Annotated in this window: 19 protein-coding genes and 1 tRNA gene; 8 read left to right on the top strand and 12 right to left on the bottom strand. The window is 72.2% G+C overall.

The genetic code is table 11. The features are described from left to right. The first annotated feature begins 42 nt into the window (after positions 1-42). Positions 43-2,451, top strand: a complete 2,409-nt coding sequence (locus tag ABD330_RS02820; RefSeq protein ID WP_425555418.1) for a ribonucleoside-diphosphate reductase subunit alpha — start codon at positions 43-45, stop codon at positions 2,449-2,451. A gap of 32 nt (positions 2,452-2,483) precedes the next feature. Then, positions 2,484-3,479 (top strand): ribonucleotide-diphosphate reductase subunit beta, encoded by a 996-nt coding sequence (locus ABD330_RS02815; RefSeq protein ID WP_344460617.1) that lies wholly within the window; start codon positions 2,484-2,486, stop codon positions 3,477-3,479. Positions 3,480-3,535: 56 nt separating this feature from the next. Here ABD330_RS02815 and def read toward each other — a convergent pair whose 3' ends face one another. From def to ABD330_RS02775, 8 genes are all read right to left on the bottom strand, one after another. Next, on the bottom strand, positions 3,536-4,108 hold the full coding sequence (gene def / locus ABD330_RS02810; RefSeq protein ID WP_425555434.1) for a peptide deformylase: 573 nt from the start codon (positions 4,106-4,108) through the stop codon (positions 3,536-3,538). A gap of 143 nt (positions 4,109-4,251) precedes the next feature. Next, entirely contained in the window at positions 4,252-5,235 is a 984-nt protein-coding gene (locus ABD330_RS02805) for a tetratricopeptide repeat protein (RefSeq protein WP_344460240.1), read from the bottom strand. Between the two features lie 276 nt (positions 5,236-5,511). Further along, the gene (locus ABD330_RS02800; RefSeq protein WP_344460238.1) at positions 5,512-6,798 is read right to left on the bottom strand and encodes an HD domain-containing protein; all 1,287 of its coding nucleotides are present in this window, start codon (positions 6,796-6,798) and stop codon (positions 5,512-5,514) included. Further along, entirely contained in the window at positions 6,795-8,288 is a 1,494-nt protein-coding gene (locus tag ABD330_RS02795) for an HD-GYP domain-containing protein (RefSeq protein WP_344460237.1), read from the bottom strand. Before ABD330_RS02795 ends, ABD330_RS02800 begins: the two co-directional genes overlap by 4 nt. A gap of 205 nt (positions 8,289-8,493) precedes the next feature. Further along, a complete protein-coding gene (gene rsrA / locus ABD330_RS02790; protein WP_344460236.1) occupies positions 8,494-8,796 on the bottom strand; it encodes a mycothiol system anti-sigma-R factor in 303 nt (100 codons plus the stop codon). After that, a complete protein-coding gene (locus tag ABD330_RS02785) occupies positions 8,793-9,686 on the bottom strand; it encodes a sigma-70 family RNA polymerase sigma factor (protein WP_425555417.1) in 894 nt (297 codons plus the stop codon). Before ABD330_RS02785 ends, rsrA begins: the two co-directional genes overlap by 4 nt. A gap of 134 nt (positions 9,687-9,820) precedes the next feature. Further along, positions 9,821-10,456, bottom strand: coding sequence for an alpha/beta hydrolase family protein (locus ABD330_RS02780; RefSeq protein ID WP_344460234.1), 636 nt, complete (start codon positions 10,454-10,456; stop codon positions 9,821-9,823). 122 nt (positions 10,457-10,578) lie between these two features. Then, entirely contained in the window at positions 10,579-11,355 is a 777-nt protein-coding gene (locus tag ABD330_RS02775) for an SOS response-associated peptidase (protein WP_344460232.1), read from the bottom strand. A gap of 141 nt (positions 11,356-11,496) precedes the next feature. Between ABD330_RS02775 and ABD330_RS02770 the strand changes: the two genes are divergently transcribed. The 5 genes from ABD330_RS02770 (at position 11,497) to hisN (ending at position 15,999) form a co-directional block, all read left to right on the top strand. Then, a complete protein-coding gene (locus ABD330_RS02770) occupies positions 11,497-12,198 on the top strand; it encodes a M50 family metallopeptidase (protein WP_344460230.1) in 702 nt (233 codons plus the stop codon). A 94-nt stretch (positions 12,199-12,292) separates the two neighbouring features. Continuing rightward, positions 12,293-13,618 carry a 3-phosphoshikimate 1-carboxyvinyltransferase gene (aroA, locus tag ABD330_RS02765; RefSeq protein WP_344460228.1) on the top strand — a complete coding sequence of 442 codons (1,326 nt, stop codon included), beginning with the start codon at positions 12,293-12,295 and terminating at the stop codon, positions 13,616-13,618. A 17-nt stretch (positions 13,619-13,635) separates the two neighbouring features. Next, positions 13,636-14,691: a ribosome small subunit-dependent GTPase A gene (gene rsgA / locus ABD330_RS02760; protein ID WP_344460226.1), complete on the top strand. Its 1,056-nt coding sequence runs from the start codon at positions 13,636-13,638 to the stop codon at positions 14,689-14,691. Positions 14,692-14,818: 127 nt separating this feature from the next. Beyond that, positions 14,819-15,142 (top strand): DMT family transporter, encoded by a 324-nt coding sequence (locus tag ABD330_RS02755; RefSeq protein WP_344460224.1) that lies wholly within the window; start codon positions 14,819-14,821, stop codon positions 15,140-15,142. Between the two features lie 59 nt (positions 15,143-15,201). After that, positions 15,202-15,999 carry a histidinol-phosphatase gene (gene hisN, locus ABD330_RS02750; protein WP_344460222.1) on the top strand — a complete coding sequence of 266 codons (798 nt, stop codon included), beginning with the start codon at positions 15,202-15,204 and terminating at the stop codon, positions 15,997-15,999. A gap of 191 nt (positions 16,000-16,190) precedes the next feature. On the opposite strand, the gene ABD330_RS02745 is transcribed toward hisN, so the two are convergent. Beyond that, positions 16,191-17,669 carry a catalase gene (locus ABD330_RS02745; RefSeq protein ID WP_344460220.1) on the bottom strand — a complete coding sequence of 493 codons (1,479 nt, stop codon included), beginning with the start codon at positions 17,667-17,669 and terminating at the stop codon, positions 16,191-16,193. A gap of 119 nt (positions 17,670-17,788) precedes the next feature. Here ABD330_RS02745 and ABD330_RS02740 point away from each other — a divergent pair, with 119 nt between their 5' ends. Continuing rightward, a complete protein-coding gene (locus ABD330_RS02740; protein WP_344460218.1) occupies positions 17,789-18,199 on the top strand; it encodes a Fur family transcriptional regulator in 411 nt (136 codons plus the stop codon). 117 nt (positions 18,200-18,316) lie between these two features. Here ABD330_RS02740 and ABD330_RS02735 read toward each other — a convergent pair whose 3' ends face one another. From ABD330_RS02735 to ABD330_RS02725, 3 genes are all read right to left on the bottom strand, one after another. Next, positions 18,317-20,326, bottom strand: a complete 2,010-nt coding sequence (locus tag ABD330_RS02735) for a tetratricopeptide repeat protein (RefSeq protein ID WP_344460216.1) — start codon at positions 20,324-20,326, stop codon at positions 18,317-18,319. A gap of 393 nt (positions 20,327-20,719) precedes the next feature. Beyond that, a tRNA-Met gene (locus tag ABD330_RS02730) sits at positions 20,720-20,793 on the bottom strand. Positions 20,794-20,873: 80 nt separating this feature from the next. Continuing rightward, positions 20,874-23,795: a UPF0182 family membrane protein gene (locus ABD330_RS02725; RefSeq protein ID WP_344460214.1), complete on the bottom strand. Its 2,922-nt coding sequence runs from the start codon at positions 23,793-23,795 to the stop codon at positions 20,874-20,876. Between the last annotated feature and the right edge of the window lie 94 nt (positions 23,796-23,889).

Raw genomic sequence — 23,889 nt, 5'->3', positions numbered from 1 at the left:
CCGGTGCCCCTCGTCGTTCCGCCGCCGCCAGGAGAGAGCGCCTTGACCACCGCTGCCTCAATCGCCCTGCCGTCCCAGGGTTCTGCCGACCACGCCCAGACCGAACCCGGTGCTGCGCTGCTCCGGCTGCTCACCGACCGCAGCGCCGACCTCCCCCAGGTGGACCCCGGCCACGTCGCCGCCGCCGCTCTGCGCGGCCGGAACGCGGGCTCCGACTTCGCGGAGCTGCGCGGGCTGGCCGTCGAGGCCGCCGCGTCGATGATCGCCGAGGACCCGCAGTACTCGAAGCTCGCGGCGCGGCTGCTCGCGCTGGAGATCTCGGACGAGGCGGTCGGCCAGGGCGCGGTTAACTTCTCCGCCTCGATCACGGTCGGCCACGCCGAGGGCCTGATCGGCTCCACCACCGCCGCCTTCGTCGCCAAGCACGCCGACACCCTGGACGCGCTGATCGACCAGCGCGGCGACGACCGGTTCGAGTACTTCGGCCTGCGCACCGTCCAGTCGCGGTACCTGCTGCGCCACCCGATCACCCGCAAGGTGATCGAGACCCCGCAGCACTTCCTGCTCCGCGTCGCCTGCGGCCTGGCGGTCGGCGACAGCGCCGAGTCGGTGCGCGAGGTGGCCGAGCTGTACGCGCTGATGAGCGCGCTCTCGTACCTGCCGTCCTCTCCGACGCTCTTCAACTCGGGCACCAAGCACCCGCAGATGTCCAGCTGCTACCTGCTGGACTCGCCGCTGGACAACCTGGACTCGATCTACTCGCGCTACGCGCAGATCGCCCGGCTCTCCAAGCACGCGGGCGGCATCGGCCTCTCGTACTCGCGGATCCGCTCGCGCGGCTCGCTGATCCGGGGTACCAACGGCCAGTCGAACGGCATCGTCCCGTTCCTGCGCACCCTCGACTCCTCGGTCGCCGCCGTCAACCAGGGCGGCCGGCGCAAGGGCGCGGCCTGCGTCTACCTGGAGACCTGGCACGCCGACATCGAGGAGTTCCTGGAGCTCCGCGACAGCACCGGTGAGGAGGCCCGCCGCACGCACAACCTGAACCTCGCCCACTGGATCCCGGACGAGTTCATGCGCCGGGTGAACGCCGACGCCGACTGGTCGCTGTTCTCCCCCGCCGACACGCCCGAGCTGGTCGACCTGTGGGGCGCCGACTTCGACGCCGCCTACCTGGCCGCCGAGGCGGCGGGCAAGGCCGTCCGCACCATCCCGGCGCAGGCGCTCTACTCCCGGATGATGCGCACCCTGGCGCAGACCGGCAACGGCTGGATGACCTTCAAGGACGCCTCCAACCGCGCCGCCAACCAGACCGCCGTACCCGGCCGCACCGTGCACTCCTCGAACCTCTGCACGGAGATCCTGGAGGTCACGGACGACTCCGAGACCGCCGTCTGCAACCTCGGGTCGGTCAACCTGGGCGCGCACGTCTCCTCGGAGGCCACGGCGGACGACCTGCTGAACGCGATGGACTGGGACCGGCTGGACTCGACCGTCCGCACCGCCGTGACCTTCCTCGACCGCGTGGTGGACATCAACTTCTACCCGACCCCCGAGGCCGGCGCGTCCAACTCGCGCTGGCGCCCGGTGGGCCTGGGCGTGATGGGCCTCCAGGACGTCTTCTTCAAGCTGCGCCTGGACTTCGACTCGGCGGAGGCCAAGCGGCTCTCCACCCTGATCGCCGAGCGCATCATGCTGGTCGCCTACGAGCGCTCCAGCGAGCTGGCCGAGCAGCTGGGCCGCCACGAGGCGTACGCCGAGACCCGCGCCGCCCGCGGCCAGCTGCACATCGACCACTTCGACACGGCCCCGCAGTGGACCGACCGTTGGGACGCGCTGCGCGTCCGGATCGCCGAGACCGGCCTGCGCAACTCGCTGCTGCTCGCCATCGCGCCGACGGCGACCATCGCCTCGATCGCCGGTGTGTACGAGTGCATCGAGCCGCAGGTGTCCAACCTGTTCAAGCGCGAGACCCTCTCGGGTGAGTTCCTCCAGGTCAACCCGTACCTGGTCGCCGAGCTCAAGGAGCTGGGCGTCTGGGACGCGCAGACCCGGGACGCGCTGCGCGAGGCCAACGGTTCGGTGCAGGACCTGAACTGGCTGCCCGCCGAGGTCCGTTCGCTCTACCGCACGGCGTGGGAGCTGCCGCAGCGCGCGCTGATCGACCTGGCCGCCGCCCGGCAGCCGTACATCGACCAGAGCCAGTCGCTGAACCTGTTCATGGCCGCGCCGACCATCGGCAAGCTCAGCTCGATGTACGCGTACGCCTGGAAGGTCGGTCTGAAGACCACCTACTACCTGCGTTCGCGCCCGGCCACCCGGATCGCCCAGGCCGCGTCCAGCAGCGCCCGCCCGGCCGTCTCCCTGCCGTCCCCCACCCTCTCCCCGGAGGAAGAGGCGGCGCTCGCCTGCTCCCTGGAGAACCCCGAGTCCTGCGAGGCCTGCCAGTGAGCACCACCCCCGACGTTCCCGGCCGCGAGAAGATGCTGCTCGACCCGGGCTTCGAGCTGACGCTCCGTCCGATGCGGTACCCGTCCTTCTACGACCGCTACCGCGACGCGATCAAGAACACCTGGACCGTCGAGGAGGTGGACCTGCACTCCGACGTCGCCGACCTCGCCAAGCTCTCCGAGGGCGAGCGGCACATGATCGGCCGGCTGGTCGCCTTCTTCGCGACCGGCGACTCGATCGTCTCGAACAACGTGGTGCTGAGCCTCTACAAGCACATCAACTCCCCCGAGGCCCGGCTCTACCTGTCCCGGCAGCTGTTCGAGGAGGCCGTGCACGTCCAGTTCTACCTGACGCTGCTCGACACCTACCTGCCCGATCCCGAGGACCGCAACGCGGCCTTCGCGGCGGTGGAGAACATCCCCTCCATCCACCAGAAGGCGCAGTTCTGCTTCAAGTACATGAACGCGGTCGACCACATCGACTCGCTGCAGTCGAAGGACGACCGGCGCGCGTTCCTGCTGAACCTGATCTGCTTCGCGGCCTGCGTCGAGGGCCTGTTCTTCTACGGCGCCTTCGCGTACGTGTACTGGTTCCGCAGCCGGGGCCTGCTGCACGGCCTGGCGACCGGCACCAACTGGGTCTTCCGTGACGAGTCCATGCACATGGACTTCGCCATGTCGGTGGTCGACACCGTCCGCGAGGAGGAGCCCGACCTCTTCGACGACACGATGGCCAAGCAGGTCACCGAGATGCTGGAGGAGGCCGTCGAGGCCGAGCTCCAGTTCGCCCAGGACCTGTGCGGCGAGGGCCTGCCCGGCATGAACACCGCGTCCATGCGGGAGTACCTCCAGGCCGTCGCCGACCAGCGGCTCGCCCGCCTCGGCATGCCGATCCGCTACGGCTCCACCAACCCGTTCGGGTTCATGGAGCTGCAGAACGTCCAGGAGCTGACCAACTTCTTCGAGCGCCGCGTCTCGGCCTACCAGGTCGCGGTCGAGGGCTCGGTCTCCTTCGACGACGACTTCTAGACGGACAGCCGAAAGGGGCCGGTGCACACGCACCGGCCCCTTTCGGTATGCCGCCGTCAGGCGTTCGGCACGGTCGCGTACTTGGCGGTGCCCTCGGCCATCTGCTTCAGGGCGTCCTTGCGGTCGCGCTTGGAGAGCCGGTCGATGTACAGGTAGCCGTACAGGTGGTCGGTCTCGTGCTGGAGGCAGCGGGCGAAGAAGCCGGTGCCCTCGACCCGGATCGGGTTGCCGTCCTTGTCCTGGCCGGTCACCGCGGCGTAGTCCGGGCGCGGCAGCTCGGCGTACGCGGTCGGGACGGAGAGGCAGCCCTCGTTGCCGTCGTCCAGCACCCGGCGGGCGGCCGGGAGCTCCTCCAGCACGGGGTTGATGACGTGGCCGATGTGGCGGGTGTTGTCGTCGTCCGGGCAGTCGTAGACGAACACCTTGGTGTCCACCCCGATCTGGTTGGCCGCCAGGCCGACGCCCTCCGCCGCGTACATCGACATGAACATGTCGTCGATGAGTTCGGAGAGCGCGGCGTCGAAGACCGTGACGTCCTTGCACTCGCGGTGCAGGACGGGGTTGCCGACCACGGTGATCGGACGGGCGGTGCCCTTCGAGCGGTCGTGCTCCTCGCCGACCACCTTCATGACGGGTGCCTCGCCGTCGTGCACGTGCTCGTGGTCGTGGTCGTGGTCGTGCTGGTCAGACATCGCTGCTTCCGCCTTCATGGGTCCACCGGGGTGTACCGATCAAGAGTACGGCCCCGGCCGCCTGCCCGGTCCTTACTTTCTCAGCAGACCTCTTCCAGGTCGCGGTAGGCCCGGGTGGCCGGCGAGGCCACCACCCAGCGGTCCAGCAGCGTCCGCACCAGCCCGGCCGGCGCCGCGATCCCGCACTCCCGCTCGACCAGCCAGGACATGCCGCCGCTGCCCTGGCTCAGATGGCTCAGGTGGCCGGGGTGGGCGGCGTCGCCGTCGTCGTGCGGATCGTGGTGCGCGGTGCGGCCGTCGTCGGCGGCCATCCGGCTCTCCGAGCAGGTCCGGCAGAGCAGCCGCACGGAGGACGTCCAGTCCTCGGCGGCGTAGCCCGCGTCGGCCACCAGCCGCTCCAGCGCGTCCCGGTCGCCCGCTGTGGCGGCCTGGAGCAGCACCACGTACGTGGGCACCGGTGAGGGCGCCCAGAGCTCGATCTCGTCGAACACGGGGTACGCCACGCCGTCCGCGACCCGCTCGCCGTGCGGGGCGCCGTCGTGCAGCACCACCTCGCCCCAGCGGCGGCCGGAGGACGGCAGCGGGATGGACAGCACCTCGATCCGGGCCGGGTCCAGCCGTCTGCCCCAGACCACCTCGGACTCGCCCTCCGGGGAGAGCCGTACCGGGGTGGTGCCGAGGTCCAGCTCCACCGGGCCGGCCGGCGCACCGCCCGAGGGCAGCCGCAGGCCGTACGCCTGCCAGGCGCGGCGGGCCAGCGACCAGTCCTGCAGGGCGGTGGCGGTGATGCCGAGGTTCCACCAGTCGGGCGCGCCGTGCTCACGGTCCAGCAGCGCGACGGCGCGCAGGCCGGCGGCGCGGGCCTGGTCCCAGTCCCGGCGGAACTTGTGCAGCAGCGCGAGGTTGAACCAGGAGTCGGAGAGCCAGGGCTCCAGGTCGGCAGCCATCACCAGCAGCGCGCCCGCGTCCTCGTAACGGCCGTCACCGATCAGGGTGAAGGCGCGGTCGGTCGTCTGCCGCCAGGTGGCCGACGGCCGGTGCCTTGTGCGGTGGAAGATCCTCACGTTCCGTCCCTGCCGTTGTCGTCCGCCGATGCCCATCCCGGTAGGCCCGGGAGTGGCCCCGGTTCCGGTGTTCCACGCTACGACCGCATCCAACCACGACGCCCCTCGGACGCGCTCCCCACAAGTCAGCTCGGCGGCTGTGCGGCCCTCCTCTCGTTGCACTGTCCAGGGGCGCGTGGGGGCACCTCCCGGCCGAAGGCTGGGGGAGAACTGCGCGAAAGCGGAAGGCACCGCACCGTTACTCCCGCTTCACGCAGTTCCCCGTGCCCCCTCGGGTCACCCCTGCCCGTCGGGCCACCCCCGCGGAGCGTGCCGCGGGCCGAGGCGGGCGAGGGCCTCGATGACGCGGGGGTCGTAGGTCCGGCCGCGTTCCAGGCGGAGCCGTTCCAGTGCGTCCAGGCGCCCGGCCGGGCCGGAGAGGCCCCGGCCGTGCGCGGCGGTGAGGAGGTCGTCGTGGGCGTTGGCGACCCGGATGATCCGGGCGGCGATCGGCAGCGAGCGGTCGTTCGAGCCGTCGGGGCGGCAGCAGGGGTCGGCCAGCCGGGCGACCTGCTGGGAGACCTGGCGCGGCACGCCGGTCCGGCGGATCACCTCGCTGCCCAGCCGGGCGATCCGCTGCTGCTCCGGCTGCGGGAGCAGCGCCGTGGCCCCGCCGGGGACGGGTTCGACCAGCGAGAGCTGGCCGATGTCGTGCATGAGTGCGGCGTACTCCAACAGGGCGAGCTCACGGGTGCCCAGGCCCAGCTCGCGGCCGAGCGCGCACGCCGTGTCCGCGACCCGGCGCGCGTGGCCCACGGGGGTGTACCCGGCGATCTCGGTGGCCCTGGCCAGCGTCTCGATGGTCTGCCCGGTGGTGGCCCGGACGGCGGCGGCCCGGCGGAAGGAGGCCTGTGCCAGCAGCAGCGGGGTGCAGAACAGCGGCAGCGCCCAGAGCCCGACCTCGCCCGCCAGCAGGCTGATCAGCATGCCGGTGGCGATGATCGCCGAGCCGATGCCGAGCAGCGCGTGCAGTTCGTCCTCCAGCGCGGTGGTGAACCGCTGCCCGGTCCTCCCCCGGTGCAGTACGGCGGCCAGGGTCGCGTCGCAGAGCGCCGTGAGCGCCGCGACACCGGTCAGGAAGCCCCCGTACGCCGGGCCGGAGAGCGGCACCCGGTCCAGGGCGCCGCTGTTGTAGAGCGGCTGGAAGAGGGTGGCGGCGAAGCCGACGGTGAGCAGCCGCCGGGCGGCGGCGTCGAGGGCGGCGGGCCCGGGGCGGCCGGGTGGCAGCCGGACCATCCCGGCGAGGGTGCCCGCCCCGGCGACCGCGACGGCCTGCAGGACGCCGTGCGCGCTCGGCAGCCCGCGCAGCGGTCCGAGCAGCGCGTACGCCAGGGCCACGGCGGCGCCGATCGGGGCCTGTTCGCGGTCGCCCGGCAGGGTCACCCGGACGCGCTCGCCGACCGCGATCACCGCGACGAAGACCAGCGCCACGCCCGGGTCGGAAAGGCCGGTCAGCGCCGATCGGGTGAACGCCGCCAGCAGCAGCGCGGCGGCGGCCAGCTGCACCGCCCGGAGCGGGATCACGACGGCCCGCTGGAGGGCACCGAGCGGCCCTGGGCGGGCAGCCGACGGGCCGGCTCGGGGACGCCGAGCGGGATGTCCGGCACCGCGCTGTCGCCGGACGGCGGCAGTGCGGGCTGCCAGCCGTGCTCGGCGACGGCGGCGACCAGGGCGCAGACCATCGCCGGGTCGAACTGGCTCCCGGCGCAGCGCTCCAGCTCGGCGACGGCCTCCGGTACGGGCCGGCCGCGCCGGTAGGAGCGGGTGGAGGTCATCGAGTCGAAGGCGTCCGCGACGGAGATGATCCGGGCGAACTCCGGGATGCCGTCCCCGGCCAGGCCGCCGGGGTAGCCGCGCCCGTCCAGCCGTTCGTGGTGGTGCAGGATCCCGGCGCGGGCCTCGCCGAGGAAGGCGATGTCGCGGACCAGCTCGTGCCCGAAGACCGGGTGCACCTCGACGGCCCGCCGTTCGGCCTCGGTGAGCGGGCCGTTGCGGCGCAGCAGTTCGGTGGCGACGCCGAGTTTGCCCACGTCGTGCAGGGTGCCGGCGAAGTGCAGGGTGCGCAGCCGCTCCTCGGCCATCCCGAGCTGGCGGGCGATCAGCACCGCCGCCCGGCCGACCCGCTCGCTGTGGCCCCTGGTGTACGCGTCCTTGATCTCGACCGCCTGCACCAGTGCCTGGACGGCGGCCTGATGGGCCGTCCGCTCGCGGCGGCCCTCGGCGAAGACCCAGGCGGAGATCGACAGCGGCAGCAGCGCCAGCACCGCCGCGAACGCGCCGTACGGGCCCTGCCAGAGCACCGCCAGCATCAGCCCGCCGGCACCGTGCACCAGCACCGGGAGCACCCGGCCGAGCCGGAAGACGTACCGGCCCTCGGCCCGGCCGCCGGGCTCGGCGAGGCGTCGCATCCCGGCCACCAGGGCGCCGTTGACCAGGCAGAACACCGCGACGGCCGCGAGCGCGGGCAGCACCGCGCCGGGGAACCGCGAACCGAGCAGCAGCTGTGGTCCGCTGAGCAGGCGGAAGGCGGCGCCCGCGCCGAAGGCGGCCAGGGCGAGCTGGGCGGCGTTCCAGGACCGCCGCAGCAGGCCGTGCGGCGGCCCGCCCCCGGAGAGCGCGGCGGGCAGCGCGACCAGGGCGGCCGCGGCGGGCGGGAGCATCAGGACCCCGGCGAACAGCACCGGGAAGAAGGCGGAGCCGGTGGCCGACGCGGGTTCACCGGCCGCGGCCTCGCGGCGCAGCAGCCGGCGGACGAGCCGGAAGCACGGGGTGGGCAGGCCCTGCGCGAGCGCGTCCCAGCAGGCGTGCAGGAAGGCGAGCAGGGCCACCCGCGGCCAGTCGACCGGCGGGCCGGCCCGACCGGAGAGCAGGGGCAGCGCGGGCGCCAGCAGACAGGCGGCGGCGGCCAGCAGCACGGCGGTGACATACCGCACCGCCGCGCCCGACAGCGCCGCGCCCTCGCTCTCGTCGGCGATCTCCGCCTCCCCGCCACGACCCCACTGCCCCGAGGGCACCCCGGCTTGAGGGCCCGTCAGGAGGATAGGGCTCCGCCCGGGGCGCTGGGCGCCTCATCGCGGATTGGCCTGGCCGACTCCGTGTCAGCTCACCCGAAAGAGTGAGGTTACGGCCCGTCGGAGCGCGCGCCGGTGTCGTGAGCGAGGACCGGCGGGCAGGGAGGGGAGGAGCACCGGCGCGGAAGGCGGCAGCGCCGGCGGACCGCTACTCGGCGGCCGTCACCTCGGTGACCACCAGCGGCTCGCCCGAGCGCTGCCGTGAGCGGATGCTGTCGATCCGCGCGAGGACCTTCCCGCGCAGGTCGGCCGGGGCGTCGTCACAGCAGGAGCGCTTGATGAGCGCCTTGATGGCCTGTTCGAGGCCGTACTTCTCCAGGCACGGGGAGCACTCCTCGAAGTGCACCCGCAGCTTGGCGCAGTCGCCCTCGGCCATCTCGTTGTCGAGGAATTCGTAGAGGTGGTCGAGTACCTCGCCACACTCGGTGTCGTGCGGATCGCCGCAGCTCATGACCCCGTGCCCTTCGATTCCTGCCCTGCCCCGCCGCCCACCGGGACGAGCCCGCGCTCGCGGGCGTAGTCCTCCAGCATGCCGCGCAGTTGGCGGCGGCCACGGTGCAGCCGGGACATCACCGTACCGATGGGTGTACCCATGATGTCCGCGATCTCCTTGTACGCAAAGCCCTCGACGTCCGCGAGATAGACCGCGATCCGGAATTCCTCCGGAATCGCCTGGAGGGCGTCCTTCACGTCACTGTCCGGCAGGTGGTCGAGCGCCTGGGTCTCGGCCGAGCGCAGACCGGTCGACATGTGCGACTCGGCCCGGGCCAGCTGCCAGTCCTCGATCTCCTCGGCGGCGGTGCGCTGGGGCTCCCGCTGCTTCTTGCGGTACGAGTTGATGAAGGTGTTGGTGAGGATGCGGTACAGCCACGCCTTGAGGTTGGTGCCCTCGCGGAACTGGTGGAAGGACGCGTACGCCTTGGCGAACGCCTCCTGGAGCAGGTCCTCCGCATCGGCCGGGTTGCGGGTCATCCGCAGTGCGGCGGAGTACATCGGGTCGAGGAACCCCAGGGCGTCGCGCTCGAAGCGCTCCCGCCGGGCCTCCTCCGTCTCCTGCTCCGACACGCGGAAGGTGTCCTCGCCGATCGCCTCGGCCAGCTCCTCGCCCGTGAGTACTTCACTCACCGGCTGGACCTCGCCCGGCTCGGCCTCGTCCTCGGTCCCGACGACCGGACCCACCTCCTCGGCATTGCGGGCAAAGCCCACGGCGGGCCCACCCGAGAGCGAGGATATCGGGCTCACGGGCTTCTCGCCCGCGACAAGCCAGTCCGACCAGACCGGCAGGGCGGCGGCGGCCGCCTCGCGCTCGTCCGGCCGCTCGCGGCACGCGATCGAACCCATCGGCCCTGCCTTTCCACCGTGACACCTGCTGACGGTGGTGTTAACCCGGGTGTCCCGCGAACCATTCCCGGCTCTTCGCACCGGGATCACCCGTGGCGCGCACGGGCGGTACGCCCGGCCCCGCACGGGCGGGATCAGCCCAGGCCGGCGATCCAGTCGCCCACCGCCCGGGTGATCAGCTCCATCGCCTCGTCCGCGCCGAACGGCGCCCGCTTGGGCACCGCGAAGCCGTGGCCGGCGTACGGGACGGCCACCAGCCGGTGGCCGTCCGGGAGTTCGGGGAACTCCCCGGGGGCGCCGAAGGTGTCCCGGTCGCCCTGGATCACCAGGGTGGGTCGTCCCGACTTCGTCAGCTCGTCGGCCCGGCTGCGCTCGGGCCGGCCCGGCGGGTGCAGCGGGAAGGCCAGTGCCACCACCCCGACGGCGCCGACCGCCTCCGCCGTCCGGCAGGCCACCCGGGCACCGGCGCTGCGGCCGCCGGCCACCAGCGGCAGCCCGTCCCCGGCCAGTTCGGCGAGGACCGGCAGCCATCCCTGGTCCAGGGTCTTCGGCGCCGGGGCGACCTTGCGGCCCGCGACCCGCCAGGGCTGCTCCACCAGCGCGACGGCGATCCCCCGCGCGGGCAGCGCGGCGGCCAGCGCCTGGAGGTCGGGCGCCTCCACGCCACCGCCCGCGCCGTGGCCGAGCGCGAGCAGCGCCCGCGCGGTGCCGGCCGCCGGGTAGCGGGTGATCCGGGCCTCGCCGACGGGGGTGGCCACCAGGGTCTGCACACGTGCTCCAGGGATCGGGAGGTCGGTTCGGCGGAGGGTCCGCGCCGGAAGGGGGGTCGGAAGGGGTCGGAAGAGCCGGACCGGAAAGGCCGGAAGGAAAGAACCGGAAGGAAAGAAAGAGGTCAGAACAGGGTCGCGCCGCTGCCACCGCCGCCGAAGGCGACCGCCGTCTCGTCGAGCGGGCGGAGCAGTTCGGGGCCGTTGTTGCGGATGCTGCCGACCCCCGCCCCCACCGGGACGGCCTGCAGCGCGCCGGGCGCGGGCGGCACCAGCAGCGAGCGCAGTTCGTCCGGTTCGGTGCGGGCCGGGTCGAGCCAGGCGTCGTACACCCCGGCGTCGAGGAAGAGCGGCATCCGCTCGTGGATGGGGGCCAGCGCCGGTTCGGCCTCGGTGGTCACGATGGTGCAGGTGACCAGCCAGGCCAGAGCGTCGTCGGCGGGGCGGGTCCGGTCGCGCCAGAACTCGTACAGCCCGGCCAGTACCAGCGGCCCGCCGTCGGTACGGCTGACGAAGTACGGCTGCTTGTGCGGCTTGGCCCGGCCGGGGACGGCCGTGGTCTTCCACTCGTAGTAGCCGTCGATCGGCAGCAGGCAGCGGCGGGACGCGAAGGCCTGCCGGTAGGACGGCTTCTCGTGCACGGTCTCGGCCCGGGCGTTGATCATCTTCACCGCGCTCTCCGGCGACTTCGACCAGGCCGGCACCAGGCCCCAGCGCAGCACCCGCAGCTGGCGGACCGGATCGGGCCGCCCCTTCGGGACCCGCTCCAGGACGGCGTACGCGGAGTTGGTGGGCGCGACGTTCCAGCTCGGGGCGATGGTCTCGGCCGGGTCCCACTGCTCGACGCCGAAGATCTCGACCAGGTCCTCGGGCTTGGTACTGGAGGCGAATCGACCGCACATACGGCCAGCTTGCCACGGACCGCCGCTCCCCCGCCGGGCGTCTCGGCCGGCGGGCCGGCGGGGCCGGGAGAACCGGGCGGTACCACCGGACCGTCCTGGCATGGGAGGCTGCCGACTCGGCACGACCACGGGAGGCAGGGCATGAACGTCGCGGACGTATGGCAACGGGTGATCGGCACCCAGCCCGACCCGCCGCGCTGGCTCGTGCTGGGCGCCGCCGGTCTGGCACTGCTGGCGATCCTGCCGCACCCGGTCTGGCGGCTCAGCCGGAACGTGGTGACCATCGCGCACGAGGGCGGCCACGGCCTGGTCGCGCTGCTGACGCGCCGCCGCCTCGACGGCATCCGGCTGCACTCGGACACCTCCGGGCTGACCATCTCCTCCGGCAAGCCGACCGGCCTGGGGATGGTGCTCACGGCCGCCGCCGGGTACACCGCCCCGCCGCTGCTCGGCCTCGGCGGGGCCGCACTGCTCTCCGCGCACCGGATCACCGCGCTGCTGTGGATCTCGATCGCCCTGCTGGCCGCAATGCTGATCATGATCCGGAACGCCTTCGGGGTGCTCTCGGTGGTGCTCACCGGTGCCGCCTTCCTGCTGATCTCCTGGTACGGCGGGAGCCAGCTGCAGGCCGCCTTCGCCTACCTGGGGGCGTGGTTCCTGCTGCTGGCCGGCGTCCGGCCGGTGGTCGAGCTCCAGGCCAAGCGCCGCCAGGGCGGCGCCCGCGACTCCGACGCCGACCAGCTGGCCCGGCTGACCGGTGTCGGCGCGGTGCTCTGGGTCACCCTCTTCCTGGTGATCGCGCTGGCCTGCCTGCTGGCGGGCGGCAGCTGGCTGCTCGCCTGATCCGCGCCGCCCGGGCGGACGGCCGCCCGCGCGGGCCCGCCCACCCTGCGGACCGCAGCCGGGCCCCGGTTTCCCGGGCCCCTAGACTGAAGCCATGACCGAAGCCCTGTGGCCCGCCCCCGTCGCGACCGCCGCTGTCGACGCGACCGTCACCATCCCCGGCTCCAAGTCGGCGACCAACCGCGCCCTGGTGCTGGCGGCGCTCGCCGACGGCCCCGGCTGGGTCCGCCACCCGCTGCGCAGCCGCGACTCCCAGCTGATGGCGGACGGCCTGCGCGCCCTCGGCGTCGGCATCGAGGAGACCGTCAACACCGCGACCGGCGGCACCGGCGGCGGCGAGGCCTGGCGGGTCATCCCGGCCGGCCGCCTGCACGGCCCGGCGCAGGTGGACGTGGGCAACGCCGGTACCGTCATGCGCTTCCTCCCGCCGCTCGCCGTGCTGGCCGACGGCCCGGTGCACTTCGACGGCGACCCCCGCTCGTACGAGCGTCCGCAGCACGGCGTGATCAACGCCCTGCGCGCGCTCGGCGCCCGGATCGACGACGGCGGCCGGGGCGGCTTCCCGCTCACCGTGCACGGCGCGGGCTCGCTGGACGGCGGCCCGGTCGAGCTGGACGCCTCGTCCTCCTCCCAGTTCATCAGCGCGCTGCTGCTCTCCGGTGCCCGCTACAACAACGGCGTCGAGATCCGGAACACCGGCGGCACCGTCCCCTCCCTTCCGCACATCCGGATGACCGTCGACATGGTCCGCAAGGCCGGTGCCCAGGTGGACGCGCCCGAGGACGGCGGCGAGAAGGACGTCTGGCGGGTCACCCCGGGCGCGCTGATCGGCCGGGACGTCGTGGTCGAGCCGGACCTCTCCAACGCCGCGCCGTTCTTCGCCGCCGCGCTGGTGACCGGCGGCAAGGTCACCGTCCGCGACTGGCCCAAGCACACGTACCAGCCGGGCGACCAGCTGCGCGAGATCTACACCGCGATGGGCGGCTCCTGCCGCTTCACCGACGAGGGCCTGGAGTTCACCGGCACGGGCAGGATCAAGGGCATCGAGGCCGACCTGCACGACGTGGGCGAGCTGACCCCGGTGATCGCCGCCGTCGCCGCGCTGGCCGACACCGAGTCGCACCTGTACGGCATCTCCCACCTGCGCCTGCACGAGACCGACCGCCTCGCCGCCCTCGCCAAGGAGATCAACGACCTCGGCGGCGACGTCACCGAGACCGAGGACGGCCTGCGGATCCGCCCGCGCCGGCTGCACGGCGGCGTCTTCCACACCTACGAGGACCACCGCCTGGCCACCGCCGCCGCCGTGATCGGCCTGGCGGTCGAGGGCGTCCAGGTGGAGAACGTGGCCACCACCGCCAAGACCCTGCCCGACTTCCCGCAGATGTGGGCCGATCTCCTGTCCCCGGCCAGTAGCTGACGGGGAGTTAGAAGCACATGCGCCGTTACGGCAAGGACGCCGACGAGGACGACATCCGCAACCGCCCGGGACGCAAGGGTTCCCGGCCCCGGACGCGGATCCGGCCCAAGCACGAGGACGCCGCCGACGCGATGATCCTCACCGTGGACCGGGGCCGGCTGACCTGCCTGGTCGACGCGGGGACGAAGAGCGAACGCGAAGTCATGGCGATGAAGTCCCGCGAGCTGGGCCGCAAGGGCGTGGTGGTCGGCGACATCGTCAACGTGGTCGGCGACCTCTCCGGCGAGCCGGACACCCTGGCCCGGATCGTCCGGGTCGAGGAGCGCACCTCCGTCCTGCGCCGCACGGCGGACGACGACGATCCGTTCGAGCGGATCGTCGTCGCCAACGCCCAGCAGCTGGCCATCGTCACGGCGCTGGCCGACCCGGAGCCCCGGCCCCGGCTGATCGACCGCTGCCTGGTCGCGGCGTACGACGCGGGCATGGAGCCGCTGCTGGTGCTCACCAAGTCCGACCTCGCCTCGGCGGAGCCGCTGCTGGAGGCGTACGCGCCGCTGGGCATCAAGTACGTGGTGACCCGGCGGGACGACCTGGAGACCGAGGGCGCGGAGGCTGTCCGGGAGCACCTGCGCGGGCAGGCCACCGTCTTCATCGGGCACTCCGGTGTCGGGAAGACCACCCTGGTCAACGCGCTGGTGCCGCTGCACCAGCGCTCGACCGGCATCGTCAACGCGGTGACCGGACGCGGGCGGCACACCACCGTCTCGGCGCTGGCCCTGCGGCTGCCGCCTCCTCCGGGCGTGAAGCCCGGCTCGAAGAAGGCGCTCGACCCGGGCTGGGTGATCGACACGCCGGGCTTCCGCTCCTTCGGCCTCTCGCACATCGAGCCGTCCCGGGTCATCCACGCCTTCCCCGACCTGGAGCCGGGCACGGTCGACTGCCCGCGCGCGTGCAGCCACGACGAGCAGGACTGCGCGCTCGACGCCTGGGTCGCCGACGGCCATGCCGAGCAGGCGCGGCTGTACTCACTGCGCCGGCTGCTCTCCTCGAAGGAAGCCCGCGAGGGGGACTGACCCAGCCTTTCGGCCCGCATTCGACCGGCTTTCGGCCTGTCAGACGTGTTGGATCGCCTCGATCTGGTGATCATAGGAAGGTCGGACCACTTGGTCCGGCCTTCCGAGCGGACAGGGAGTCAGCCCGATGGCATGGGCCATGGTGATCCTCGCCGGTCTGCTGGAGACGGGTTTCGCGATCAACCTCAAGCTGAGCCACGGCTTCACCAGGCTCTGGCCGACGGTCGGCTTCGCCTGCTTCGCCCTGGGCAGCTTCGGCCTGCTCACCCTCTCGCTGCGGACCCTCCCGGTCGGCAGCGCGTACGCGGTCTGGACGGGCATCGGTGCCGCCGGCACCGCGATCTACGGGATGGTCTGGATGAACGAGTCGACCTCCGTCCTCAAGCTGGTCTCGATCAGCCTGGTCATCGCCGGCGTGGTCGGCCTCCAGATCAGCGGCTCCGGCCACTGAGCCGTCCGCCCTGCGAGCCCCGCTGTCGGGAACGGGGGCGGCTCGCTAGGGTTTCGGACATGGCCGACTACCACGACGATCTCCGACTCGCCCATGTCCTCGCCGACTCGGCCGACTCGATCACCATGGAGCGCTTCAAGGCGCTGGACCTCAAGATCGAGACCAAGCCCGACCTGACCCCGGTGAGCGACGCCGACAAGGCCGCCGAGGAGTTGGTCCGCAGCGTGCTGCAGCGGGCCCGGCCGCGCGACGCCGTGATGGGCGAGGAGTTCGGGCTCCAGGGCACCGGGCCGCGCCGCTGGGTGATCGACCCGATCGACGGCACCAAGAACTACGTGCGCGGCGTGCCGGTCTGGGCCACCCTGATCGCCCTGCTGGAGGTCCGTCCGGACGGCACCGAGGAGCCGGTGGTCGGTATCGTCTCGGCCCCCGCGCTGCAACGCCGCTGGTGGGCGGCGAAGGACCTGGGCGCGTACGCGGGCCGCAGCCTGGCCAAGGCGAGCCGGATCTCGGTCTCCCAGGTCTCCGGGCTGGCGGACGCCTCGCTCTCGTACTCCTCGCTCACCGGCTGGGAGGACCGCGGGCGCCTCGACGCCTTCCTGGACCTCTCCCGCTCCTGCTGGCGGACCCGCGCGTTCGGGGACTTCTGGTCGTACATGATGGTCGCCGAGGGCGCGGTGGACATCGCCGCCGAGCCGGAGCTGAGCCTGTGGGACATGGCGGCGCCCTGCGTCATCGTCCAGGAGGCCGGCGGACGCTTCACCGGCCTCGACGGGATCGCCGGGCCGGGCGGCGCCGACGCGCTGGCCTCCAACGGCCTGCTGCACGACGAGGCCCTCCGCCGGCTCACCGTTTAGCACGTCAGCCAGCTGCACTGTCCAGGGGCGCGGGGAACTGCGCGAGATCGGGAGGCAACAACCTGTACCCTCCCGCTTTCGCACAGTTCCCCGCGCCCCTGTCCATGGCTGAGCATGGGCGCAAGAGCGCATGGGTGCGGGCCCCGGGGCCAGTCATCTGGTCTCGGGGCCCGCGGCTTGTGGGGGTGCGGCTACTGCTGCTTGCGCAGCTCCCGGACCGCCGCCTCCAGGCGCTGACCGTAGTCGGCGTCGGCCTGGCGGAAGTTGTCGATCGCGCGCTCGACGATGTCGTCGCGGTCGGCGGAGACCTTGGCGATGAAGCCGGCCAGGTTGGCGATCAGGCGGGCCTTCTCGTCCTCCGAGTAGAGCCGGTACAGGTTGCCGGCCTGCACGAAGTCGCTGTCCTCGCTGTGCGAGGGCGCCTCGTGGGTGCCGGTCGCGCCGGTCACCGGGACGGACGACCAGAGCGGGCGGCTGGTCTGCACCGGGCCGCCGAAGCTGTTCGGCTCGTAGTTCTTCGCCTTGCCGTGGCGGCCGTCGTAGAGGTAGCCGTCGCGGCTGTTGGTGCGCGCCTCGGTGGCGTGCGGGCGGTTCACCGGCAGGTGGTCGGCGTTGATGCCGACGCGGTAGCGGTGGGCGTCCGCGTAGGCGAAGAGCCGGCCCTGGAGCATCTTGTCGGGGGACGGGCCGATGCCGGGCACGAAGTGCGACGGCGAGAAGATCGACTGCTCGACCTCGGCGAAGACGTTCTCCGGGTTGCGGTTGAGCTCCAGCTTGCCGATCTCGATCGGCGGGTAGTCCGCGTGCGGCCAGACCTTGGTCAGGTCGAACGGGTTGAAGCGGTACGTCGCGGCGTCGGCGGCGGGCATGATCTGCACCTGCACCGTCCAGCTCGGGAAGTCGCCGCGCTCGATCGACTCGCGCAGGTCGCGCTGGTGCGAGTCGGGGTCGGTGCCGGCCAGCACGGCCGCCTCTTCCGAGGTCAGGTTCTTGATGCCCTGGTCGGTCTTGAAGTGGTACTTCACCCAGAAGTACTCGCCGGCCTCGTTCTGCCACTGGTACGTGTGCGAGCCGTAGCCGTTGGTGTGGCGCAGGGTGGCCGGGATGCCGCGGTCGCCGAACAGCCAGGTCACCTGGTGGGTCGACTCGGGCGAGAGGCCCCAGAAGTCCCAGACGTTGTCCGCCTCCTGCGAGCCGGTGTACGGGTCGCGCTTCTGGGTGTGGATGAAGTCCGGGAACTTGATGGCGTCCTTGATGAAGAACACCGGGGTGTTGTTCCCGACGAGGTCGTAGTTGCCGTCCTCGGTGTAGAACTTCAGCGCGAAGCCGCGCGGGTCGCGGACGGCGTCGGCCGAGCCGAGGTTGCCCGCCACGGTGGAGAAGCGGAGGAAGGTCTCGGTCTGCTTGCCGATCTCGCCGAGGAACGTGGCCCGGGTGTACGGGGTCACGTCGGCGGTCACCGTGAAGGTGCCGTACGCACCGGCGCCGCGGGCGTGCACGACACGCTCCGGGATGCGCTCGCGGTTGAAGTGGGCCAGCTTCTCGAAGAGCAGCTGGTCCTGGATCAGCGCCGGGCCTCCGATGCCCGCGGTCTCGGTGTTCTGGTTGTCGGCGACAGGGGCGCCGGCCTCCGTGGTGAGCGTGGGCCGCAGCTCGTCCTGGGCAGTCATCTGGGGAGCACCTTCCGCGATATCCGGTCGTTCCGTGCCATCTCGTTGGTCTCGATCCTAGCTTGGACTTTGTCTAAGTCAACACTGGCAACAAGTTAAGAACTTGCTACTCTGTTGCTATGAGTGACCTGCTGGATCGACTGCGCGGACGCGGCTGGCGACTGACCTCTCAGCGACGAGTCGTTGCCGAGGTCCTCGACGGCGAACATGTCCACCTCACGGCGGACGAGGTACATGCCCGGGCGGTGGACCGGCTGCCCGAGATCAGCCGCGCCACGGTGTACAACACCCTGGGCGAGATGGTCACGCTCGGTGAGGTGCTGGAAGTCAGCACCGACGGCCGCGCGAAGCGGTACGACCCCAACGCCCACCACGCGCACCAGCACCTGATCTGCTCGGGCTGCGGCGCGATCCGCGACGTCCACCCCCAGGGTGACCCGGTCGCCGCCCTCCCGGCCAACGAGCGATTCGGCTTTGTCATCTCCGGCGCCGAGATCACCTACCGAGGCCTCTGCCCCAACTGCCGCTGAGCGCCTACGGCGTTCTCTCAGGGGCGCGGGGAACTGCGCGACCAGGGCACGACGAAGGTGCCCGGTTGCGCGCGCAGTTCCCCACGCCCCTGCTGTGGTTCTTCAGCGTGCAAACGGTCAGGCGCTGAGCTCCGCGTGCAACGCACCGAGCAGGCGCGAAGCCCGCTCCGCGACCTCGGCCGGCCCGTAGTCGGCCGCCCGGCGGCACCAGTTCTCGGCCTGCACCGGTTCGCCCCGCCGCAGCGCCAGGAGCGCCAGCCGCAGGGCCGCCCGCCCGTGCCCCGCGTCGGCCGCCCTGGTGTACCAGAGCATCGCCTCCGCCTCGCTGTCCTGCCGCGCCAGCAGCAGCCCGAGGTTGAACGCCGCACTGCGGCTCCCGGCCTCCGCCGCCCGGCGGTACCAGCTCTCCGCGATCTCCAGTGCGCCGCGCTCGGCCGCCCGGACGCCCATCCGCACCTGCGCCCGGCGGTGCCCCGCGTCGGCGGCGACCGCGTACCAGTGCTCGGCCTCCGGGTCGGCGTCACCGCGCCGGTCCAGCAGTGAGGCCAGCCGGAACGAGCCCTCCGCCGACCCGCCCGCCGCCGCCTGGCGGTAGCGGTCGAGGGCGGCGTTCAGGTGCCCCCGCTGTTCCTGGGCGACCGCCAGCTGGAGCGCGGCCTCGCCGTGCCCCTCGGCGGCGGCGCGCGCGTACCACTCGTGCGCTTGCTGCTGCTCCCCGCGCCCGGCGTGCAGGACACCCAGGTTGAAGGCGCCGTCCACGCTGCCTGCCTCGGCGGCCTTGGAGAACCAGGGCTCGGCCCCGGACTCGTCGCCGCGCTGCAGCAGCACCACGGCCAGCGCGTTGCAGGCCTCCCGGTGCCCGGCGTACGCGGCGCGGCGGTACCACTGCTCGGCCTGTGCCTCGCGGCCCGCGCCCGCGCAGAGCAGCCCGAGGTTGAAGGCGCCGTTGTGGTCGCCCGCGTCCAGCGCGGCGCGGTACCAGTGCTCGGCCTCGGCGGCCTCGCCCCGGCCCGCGTGCAGCGCGCCGAGCGCGTTGGCGGCGTTGCCGTCGCCCGCCTCGGCGGCCTCCTGCCACCACTCGGCGGCGGCCACCGGGTCCCCGGCGTCGCGGAGCAGGAAGCCCAGCGCGCAGGCCGCCCGGGCCTCGCCGTTCTGGGCGGACTGCCGGTACCAGCGGGCCGCCTCGTCCAGGTCGCCGCGCTCCTCCAGCAGCACACCGAGCCGCAGCGCCGCGCGCGGGTGGCTGCGCGCGGCGGCGGTGCGGTACCAGGTCTCGGCGGTGTCCTTGTCCCCCGCCGCCTCCCGCATCCGGGCCAGCCGGTACCCGGCCTCGCGGTGGCCCGCGTCGGCGGCGACCTTGAACCAGCGCTCGGCGCGGACGTCGCGCCGGTGCTCCATCAGGTCGCCCAGCGCGTACGCCCCCAGCGGGTGCCCGTGGTCGGCCGCGAAGTGCAGCCAGTACTCGGCCGCCTCCTCCTCGCCCTGGTCCCGCAGTTGCAGCCCGAGGGCGTGCGCGGCGGGCGCGCTCCCCGCGACGGCCGCCTGCCGCCACCACTGCGCCGCCTCGGCCCGGTGGCCGCGCTGGTGCAGCAGGACGCCGAGGTTGTTGGCGGCGGCGCGCAGCCCGGCGGCCGCGGCCAGGCGCAGATACGGTTCGGCATCCTCCAGGTCGCCGCGGCGCAGTAGCAGCGCGCCCAACTGGCTCGCCGCCCCCGGGTCCCCGTCGTCCGCGGCGTCGCGGTGGCGGGACTCCAGGGCGGCCTGCTCGCGGGCGGCGAGCGCGGTCTCGAAGCTGTCGAGGCCGTCGTCGTCGGGGTGCTCGGGCTCGGCGGCCGGCGGGCGGGCGGAGGTGTACGGGCCGACGGCGGCGGCGAAGTGCTGCGCGGAGACCCGGACCAGGCTGTCCGGACCGTACCCGGGTGCCATGGTGCCCCGGGGGACGGTCAGGCCGCTGGTGCGCTGGGCCGGCAGGGCCCCCTGGGTGTCCTCGGGGCTCTGTGCCCACGTCTCGGTGTCGGCCTCGGTGAGCGGGCGCGACGGAGCCTGGGCCGGTGACTGCGGCTGAGCGGGCCCGCCCTCGGTCGGCGTGGGCCTGACTCCCGGTTCGTTCCTACCGATCAGCTTCATGCCGACTCCCGCTCCCCCCAGAGTGCCGCGGCATCCTCCCCCAGCCTTCGGCCGGAGGGACCCTCAGGGGCGCGTTGGAGTGGACGGCCCGTCAACGGCCGTACGTCGTCCCCCATGTGGTCCATCGTCGCATCACCCGCAACCCGCGTACACCTGCCCGACCGATTTCGGCGGGGCGGGCCGAAGCCCGGCGAGATTGCTTCAGCGCTTTGTCGACTTCCCGACACTCGGGCCTCACAAACCCCAACGCGCGGACCGCTTGCGAGGGTGATGGTGTCGACATCGTTGGCGACGGTCGATAGTACCGGAGCCGTCCCCTCCCGGTCCGGCCGCCACCGGCCCCCGACAACACCGAAGGCCCGGAGAGTGATCTCCAGGCCTTCGGTATCAGAGTAGCGGGGACAGGATTTGAACCTGCGACCTCTGGGTTATGAGCCCAGCGAGCTACCGAGCTGCTCCACCCCGCGTCGTTGTGACTGAACCATAGCACGGTCGCGGGGTGGAGCAGGAATCGTTACTGCAGCTCAGGGACGGGCCCGGAACCCTTTCAGGGACTGCTGGAGGGCGCGGGGGTCGCCAGGGCGCCGCTCGCACCGGTGGGCGACTGGGCGGCGGCGGCCGCGTTCAGTGCGTCCTGGAGCGCCTTCTGGGCGGTGCCGTACGCCGTCCAGTCGCCGTTCTTCAGAGCGGTCTGACCGTCGGTGAACGCCTTCTGCGCGTCCTGCAGCGCCTTCTGCACCGTGGGGCTGACCGGGCTGGGCGTGGTCGGCGTGGTGGGGGTGGTGGGAGTGGTGGGCGTGGTTGGTGCCGTCGGCGTGCTGGGTGCCGCACCGGTCGCGGCGCCGAACACCTTGGCCAGCGCGTCCTGCAAGGTGTTCTCGAAGGCCACGTTGTCCTTGCCGTACACCGCCAGCACCTTCTGCAGCACCGGGTACTTGGCGGTCCGTCCGCGCACGTACACCGGCTCGACGTTGAGCAGGCCGCCGCCGACCGGGAGGGTCAGCAGGTTGCCGTACTCGACGTCGGAGTCGCCGCCGTTCTTCAGGATGTTGAGCTGGCGGGCGACGTCCGGGTCCGAGTTGAACTTGGCCTGGGCCAGGTTCGGCCCCAGCGTGCCGGTGTCCCCCGGCACCTTGAGGATCCGGATCCTGCCGTAGTCGGGCCCCGGGTCGGCGCTGACGGCCATGAAGGCGGCCAGGTTGTCCCGCTTGCTGGGCACGAACGAGGTGGTCAGCGAGAAGCTCGCGGCGGCCGCGTCGGGCATCCGGACCGTCAGGTAGTACGGCGGCTGGACCTCGCCGCCACTGGTGGTCGGGTCGTTCGGGACCTGCCAGATGTCGGTGCCGTTGAAGAAGGAGTTGGCATCCGTCATGTGGTACTGGCCGAGCAGGTCGCGCTGCACCTTGAACAGGTCCTGCGGGTACCGCAGGTGCGGCATCAGCGTGGCCGGGATCGCGCTCTTCGGCTCGACGGTGCCGGGGAAGGCCTTCATCCAGGTCTTCAGCACCGGGTCCGCGTCGTCCCACTGGTAGAGCGTCACCTCGCCGGTGTAGGCGTCGACCGTCGCCTTCACCGAGTTCCGGATGTAGTTGACGGTGTTGGCGGCGGTGAGGGTCTGGCCGCGCTGGCCGGTCAGCGAATCCTTGGTGGCGTCACCCAGGGTGGTCTTGGAGGAGAAGGGGTAGCCGTCCGAGGTGGTGTAGCCGTCCAGCACCCAGACCAGCTTGCCGTCCTGCACCACCGGGTACGGGTCGGCGTCGATGGAGAGCCAGGGCGCGACCTTCTCGACCCGCTCCTTGGGCGTGCGGTCGTAGAGCACCTTGGCGCCCTTGGCGATCGCCCCCGAGTAGAGGATCTGCGGCTCGGCGAACTTCACCGCGTACGCGGCCCGGGTGAACGGGTTGTCCAGCGAGACGCCGCTGCCGCCGGTGTACTGGTACGTCTGGTCGCCACCGGCGTCGGTGGTGTAGTCGATCTCCTGGTTGGTGCCGCCGACGATCGAGTAGTCGGGGCTCTGCTCGCCGTAGTAGACGCGCTGCTGGTAGTCCCCGAGCGTGCCGGAGGCCGGCAGCCCGGACTCGGTGAAGACCGGCTGGCCCTGGCCGTTGACCTGGTTGCCCTTGGCCGCGACGACGCCGTAGCCGTGGGTGTACTTGAAGTGGTCGTTGATCCAGTTCCGCTGCTGGACGCCGTTCAGGTCCAGCTCACGGACGCCGATCACGGTGTCCTGGGCGGTGGCCGTGGGGCCGTACCGGTCGACGTTCAGCGTCTTGGGAAAGGCGTAGTACGAGCGCTGCTGCTCGATCTGCTGGAAGGCGGGCGAGACCACGTTGGGGTCCAGCAGCCGGATGTCCGCGATGGTCTGGGCGTCCGGCTTCAGCAGGTCCTGGGTGGTCGCGTCCTTCGGCGTGTACGGCAGGCTCTGGCTGTCGGCGATGCCGTAGGCCTGCCTGGTCGCGTCGATGTTCTTCTGGATGTACGGCGTCTCCTTGGCCTGCTCGTTCGGCTTGACCTGGAACTGCTGCACGATCGCCGGGTACACCCCGCCGATCAGCACCGCCGACAGCGCCATCAGGCCGAAGCCGATCAGCGCCGGCGCCCAGGTACGGCGGACGGGGGTCAGGAAGAAGAGCAGCGCGCAGATGATCGCGACGAAGAACAGGATGGTCTTGGCCGGCAGGAAGGCGTTCGCGTCCACGTACCGCAGGCCCGTCCAGCCGTCCACGCCCTTGTAGGAGCCGGACTTCACCGCCAGCCCGTACCGGTCCAGCCAGTACGCCACGGCCTTGAGCAGCACGAACACCCCGAGCAGGACGGCCAGGTGTCCCTGCGCCCCCGCGCTCGCCCGGCGGCCGGGCCCCTGGAGGCGCAGCCCGCCGTACAGGTAGTGCACCAGCACCGAGGCCAGCACCGAGACGATCACCGCGCTGAACGCGAAGCCCAGCAGGAACTCGTACCAGGGCAGCGAGAACGCGTAGAAGGAGACGTCCAGATGGAACTGACTGTCCTTCACGTCGAACGGGGTCTGGTTGGTCCAGAGCATCCACGTCCGCCACTGGCCGGTCGCCGCCGCACCGGCGATCAGGCCGACCACCAGCGAGACGCCGATCAGCAGCCACCGCTTGTAGGGGGCGACGCCCATCCGGTAGCGGTCCAGGCTCTGCTGCTCGACCGACATCGCGGAGAGCGGCGGGCGGAGCCGGTGCGCCAGCCAGATGTTGAAGCCGACGACGACCGCCATCAGCACACCGAACACCGCGAACAGGCTGAGCTTCGTCCACAGCTGGGAGGTGAAGACGGAGGAGTAGTGGACGGACTTGAACCAGAGCCAGTCCGTCCACAGCCCGGCGAACAGTACGAACAGCAGGAACAGTACGGCGAGCACACCCACCGTCAGCAGGAGCGCTCGCGTCCGTCGCGAGGGTGGGCCGACTCTGGCCCGGAACCCCGGTCCTGGTCGGTCCGGCATCTGGAATACCAAGGCGGCACCTCTGCTGTGTCGTTAGTGGTTGTCGGGACGGTCCCCAGTGCAACTTAATCGGTGTTTACCTGAGTTCCCACGG

The organism is Kitasatospora kazusensis (assembly GCF_039529945.1).
GTDB lineage: Bacteria > Actinomycetota > Actinomycetes > Streptomycetales > Streptomycetaceae > Kitasatospora > Kitasatospora kazusensis.
This window is presented reverse-complemented; position numbering and strand designations above follow the sequence as displayed.

Coding starts and splice junctions, on each gene's coding strand:
- ABD330_RS02815 (WP_344460617.1), top strand. CDS start 2,484: ATGCTGCTCGACCCGGGCTTCGAGCTGACGCTCCGTCCGATGCGGTAC.
- def (WP_425555434.1), bottom strand. CDS start 4,108: ATGAAGGTGGTCGGCGAGGAGCACGACCGCTCGAAGGGCACCGCCCGT.
- rsrA (WP_344460236.1), bottom strand. CDS start 8,796: ATGAGCTGCGGCGATCCGCACGACACCGAGTGTGGCGAGGTACTCGAC.
- ABD330_RS02785 (WP_425555417.1), bottom strand. CDS start 9,686: ATGGGTTCGATCGCGTGCCGCGAGCGGCCGGACGAGCGCGAGGCGGCC.
- ABD330_RS02775 (WP_344460232.1), bottom strand. CDS start 11,355: ATGTGCGGTCGATTCGCCTCCAGTACCAAGCCCGAGGACCTGGTCGAG.
- ABD330_RS02770 (WP_344460230.1), top strand. CDS start 11,497: ATGAACGTCGCGGACGTATGGCAACGGGTGATCGGCACCCAGCCCGAC.
- aroA (WP_344460228.1), top strand. CDS start 12,293: ATGACCGAAGCCCTGTGGCCCGCCCCCGTCGCGACCGCCGCTGTCGAC.
- rsgA (WP_344460226.1), top strand. CDS start 13,636: ATGCGCCGTTACGGCAAGGACGCCGACGAGGACGACATCCGCAACCGC.
- ABD330_RS02755 (WP_344460224.1), top strand. CDS start 14,819: ATGGCATGGGCCATGGTGATCCTCGCCGGTCTGCTGGAGACGGGTTTC.
- hisN (WP_344460222.1), top strand. CDS start 15,202: ATGGCCGACTACCACGACGATCTCCGACTCGCCCATGTCCTCGCCGAC.
- ABD330_RS02745 (WP_344460220.1), bottom strand. CDS start 17,669: ATGACTGCCCAGGACGAGCTGCGGCCCACGCTCACCACGGAGGCCGGC.
- ABD330_RS02740 (WP_344460218.1), top strand. CDS start 17,789: ATGAGTGACCTGCTGGATCGACTGCGCGGACGCGGCTGGCGACTGACC.
- ABD330_RS02735 (WP_344460216.1), bottom strand. CDS start 20,326: ATGAAGCTGATCGGTAGGAACGAACCGGGAGTCAGGCCCACGCCGACC.
- ABD330_RS02725 (WP_344460214.1), bottom strand. CDS start 23,795: ATGCCGGACCGACCAGGACCGGGGTTCCGGGCCAGAGTCGGCCCACCC.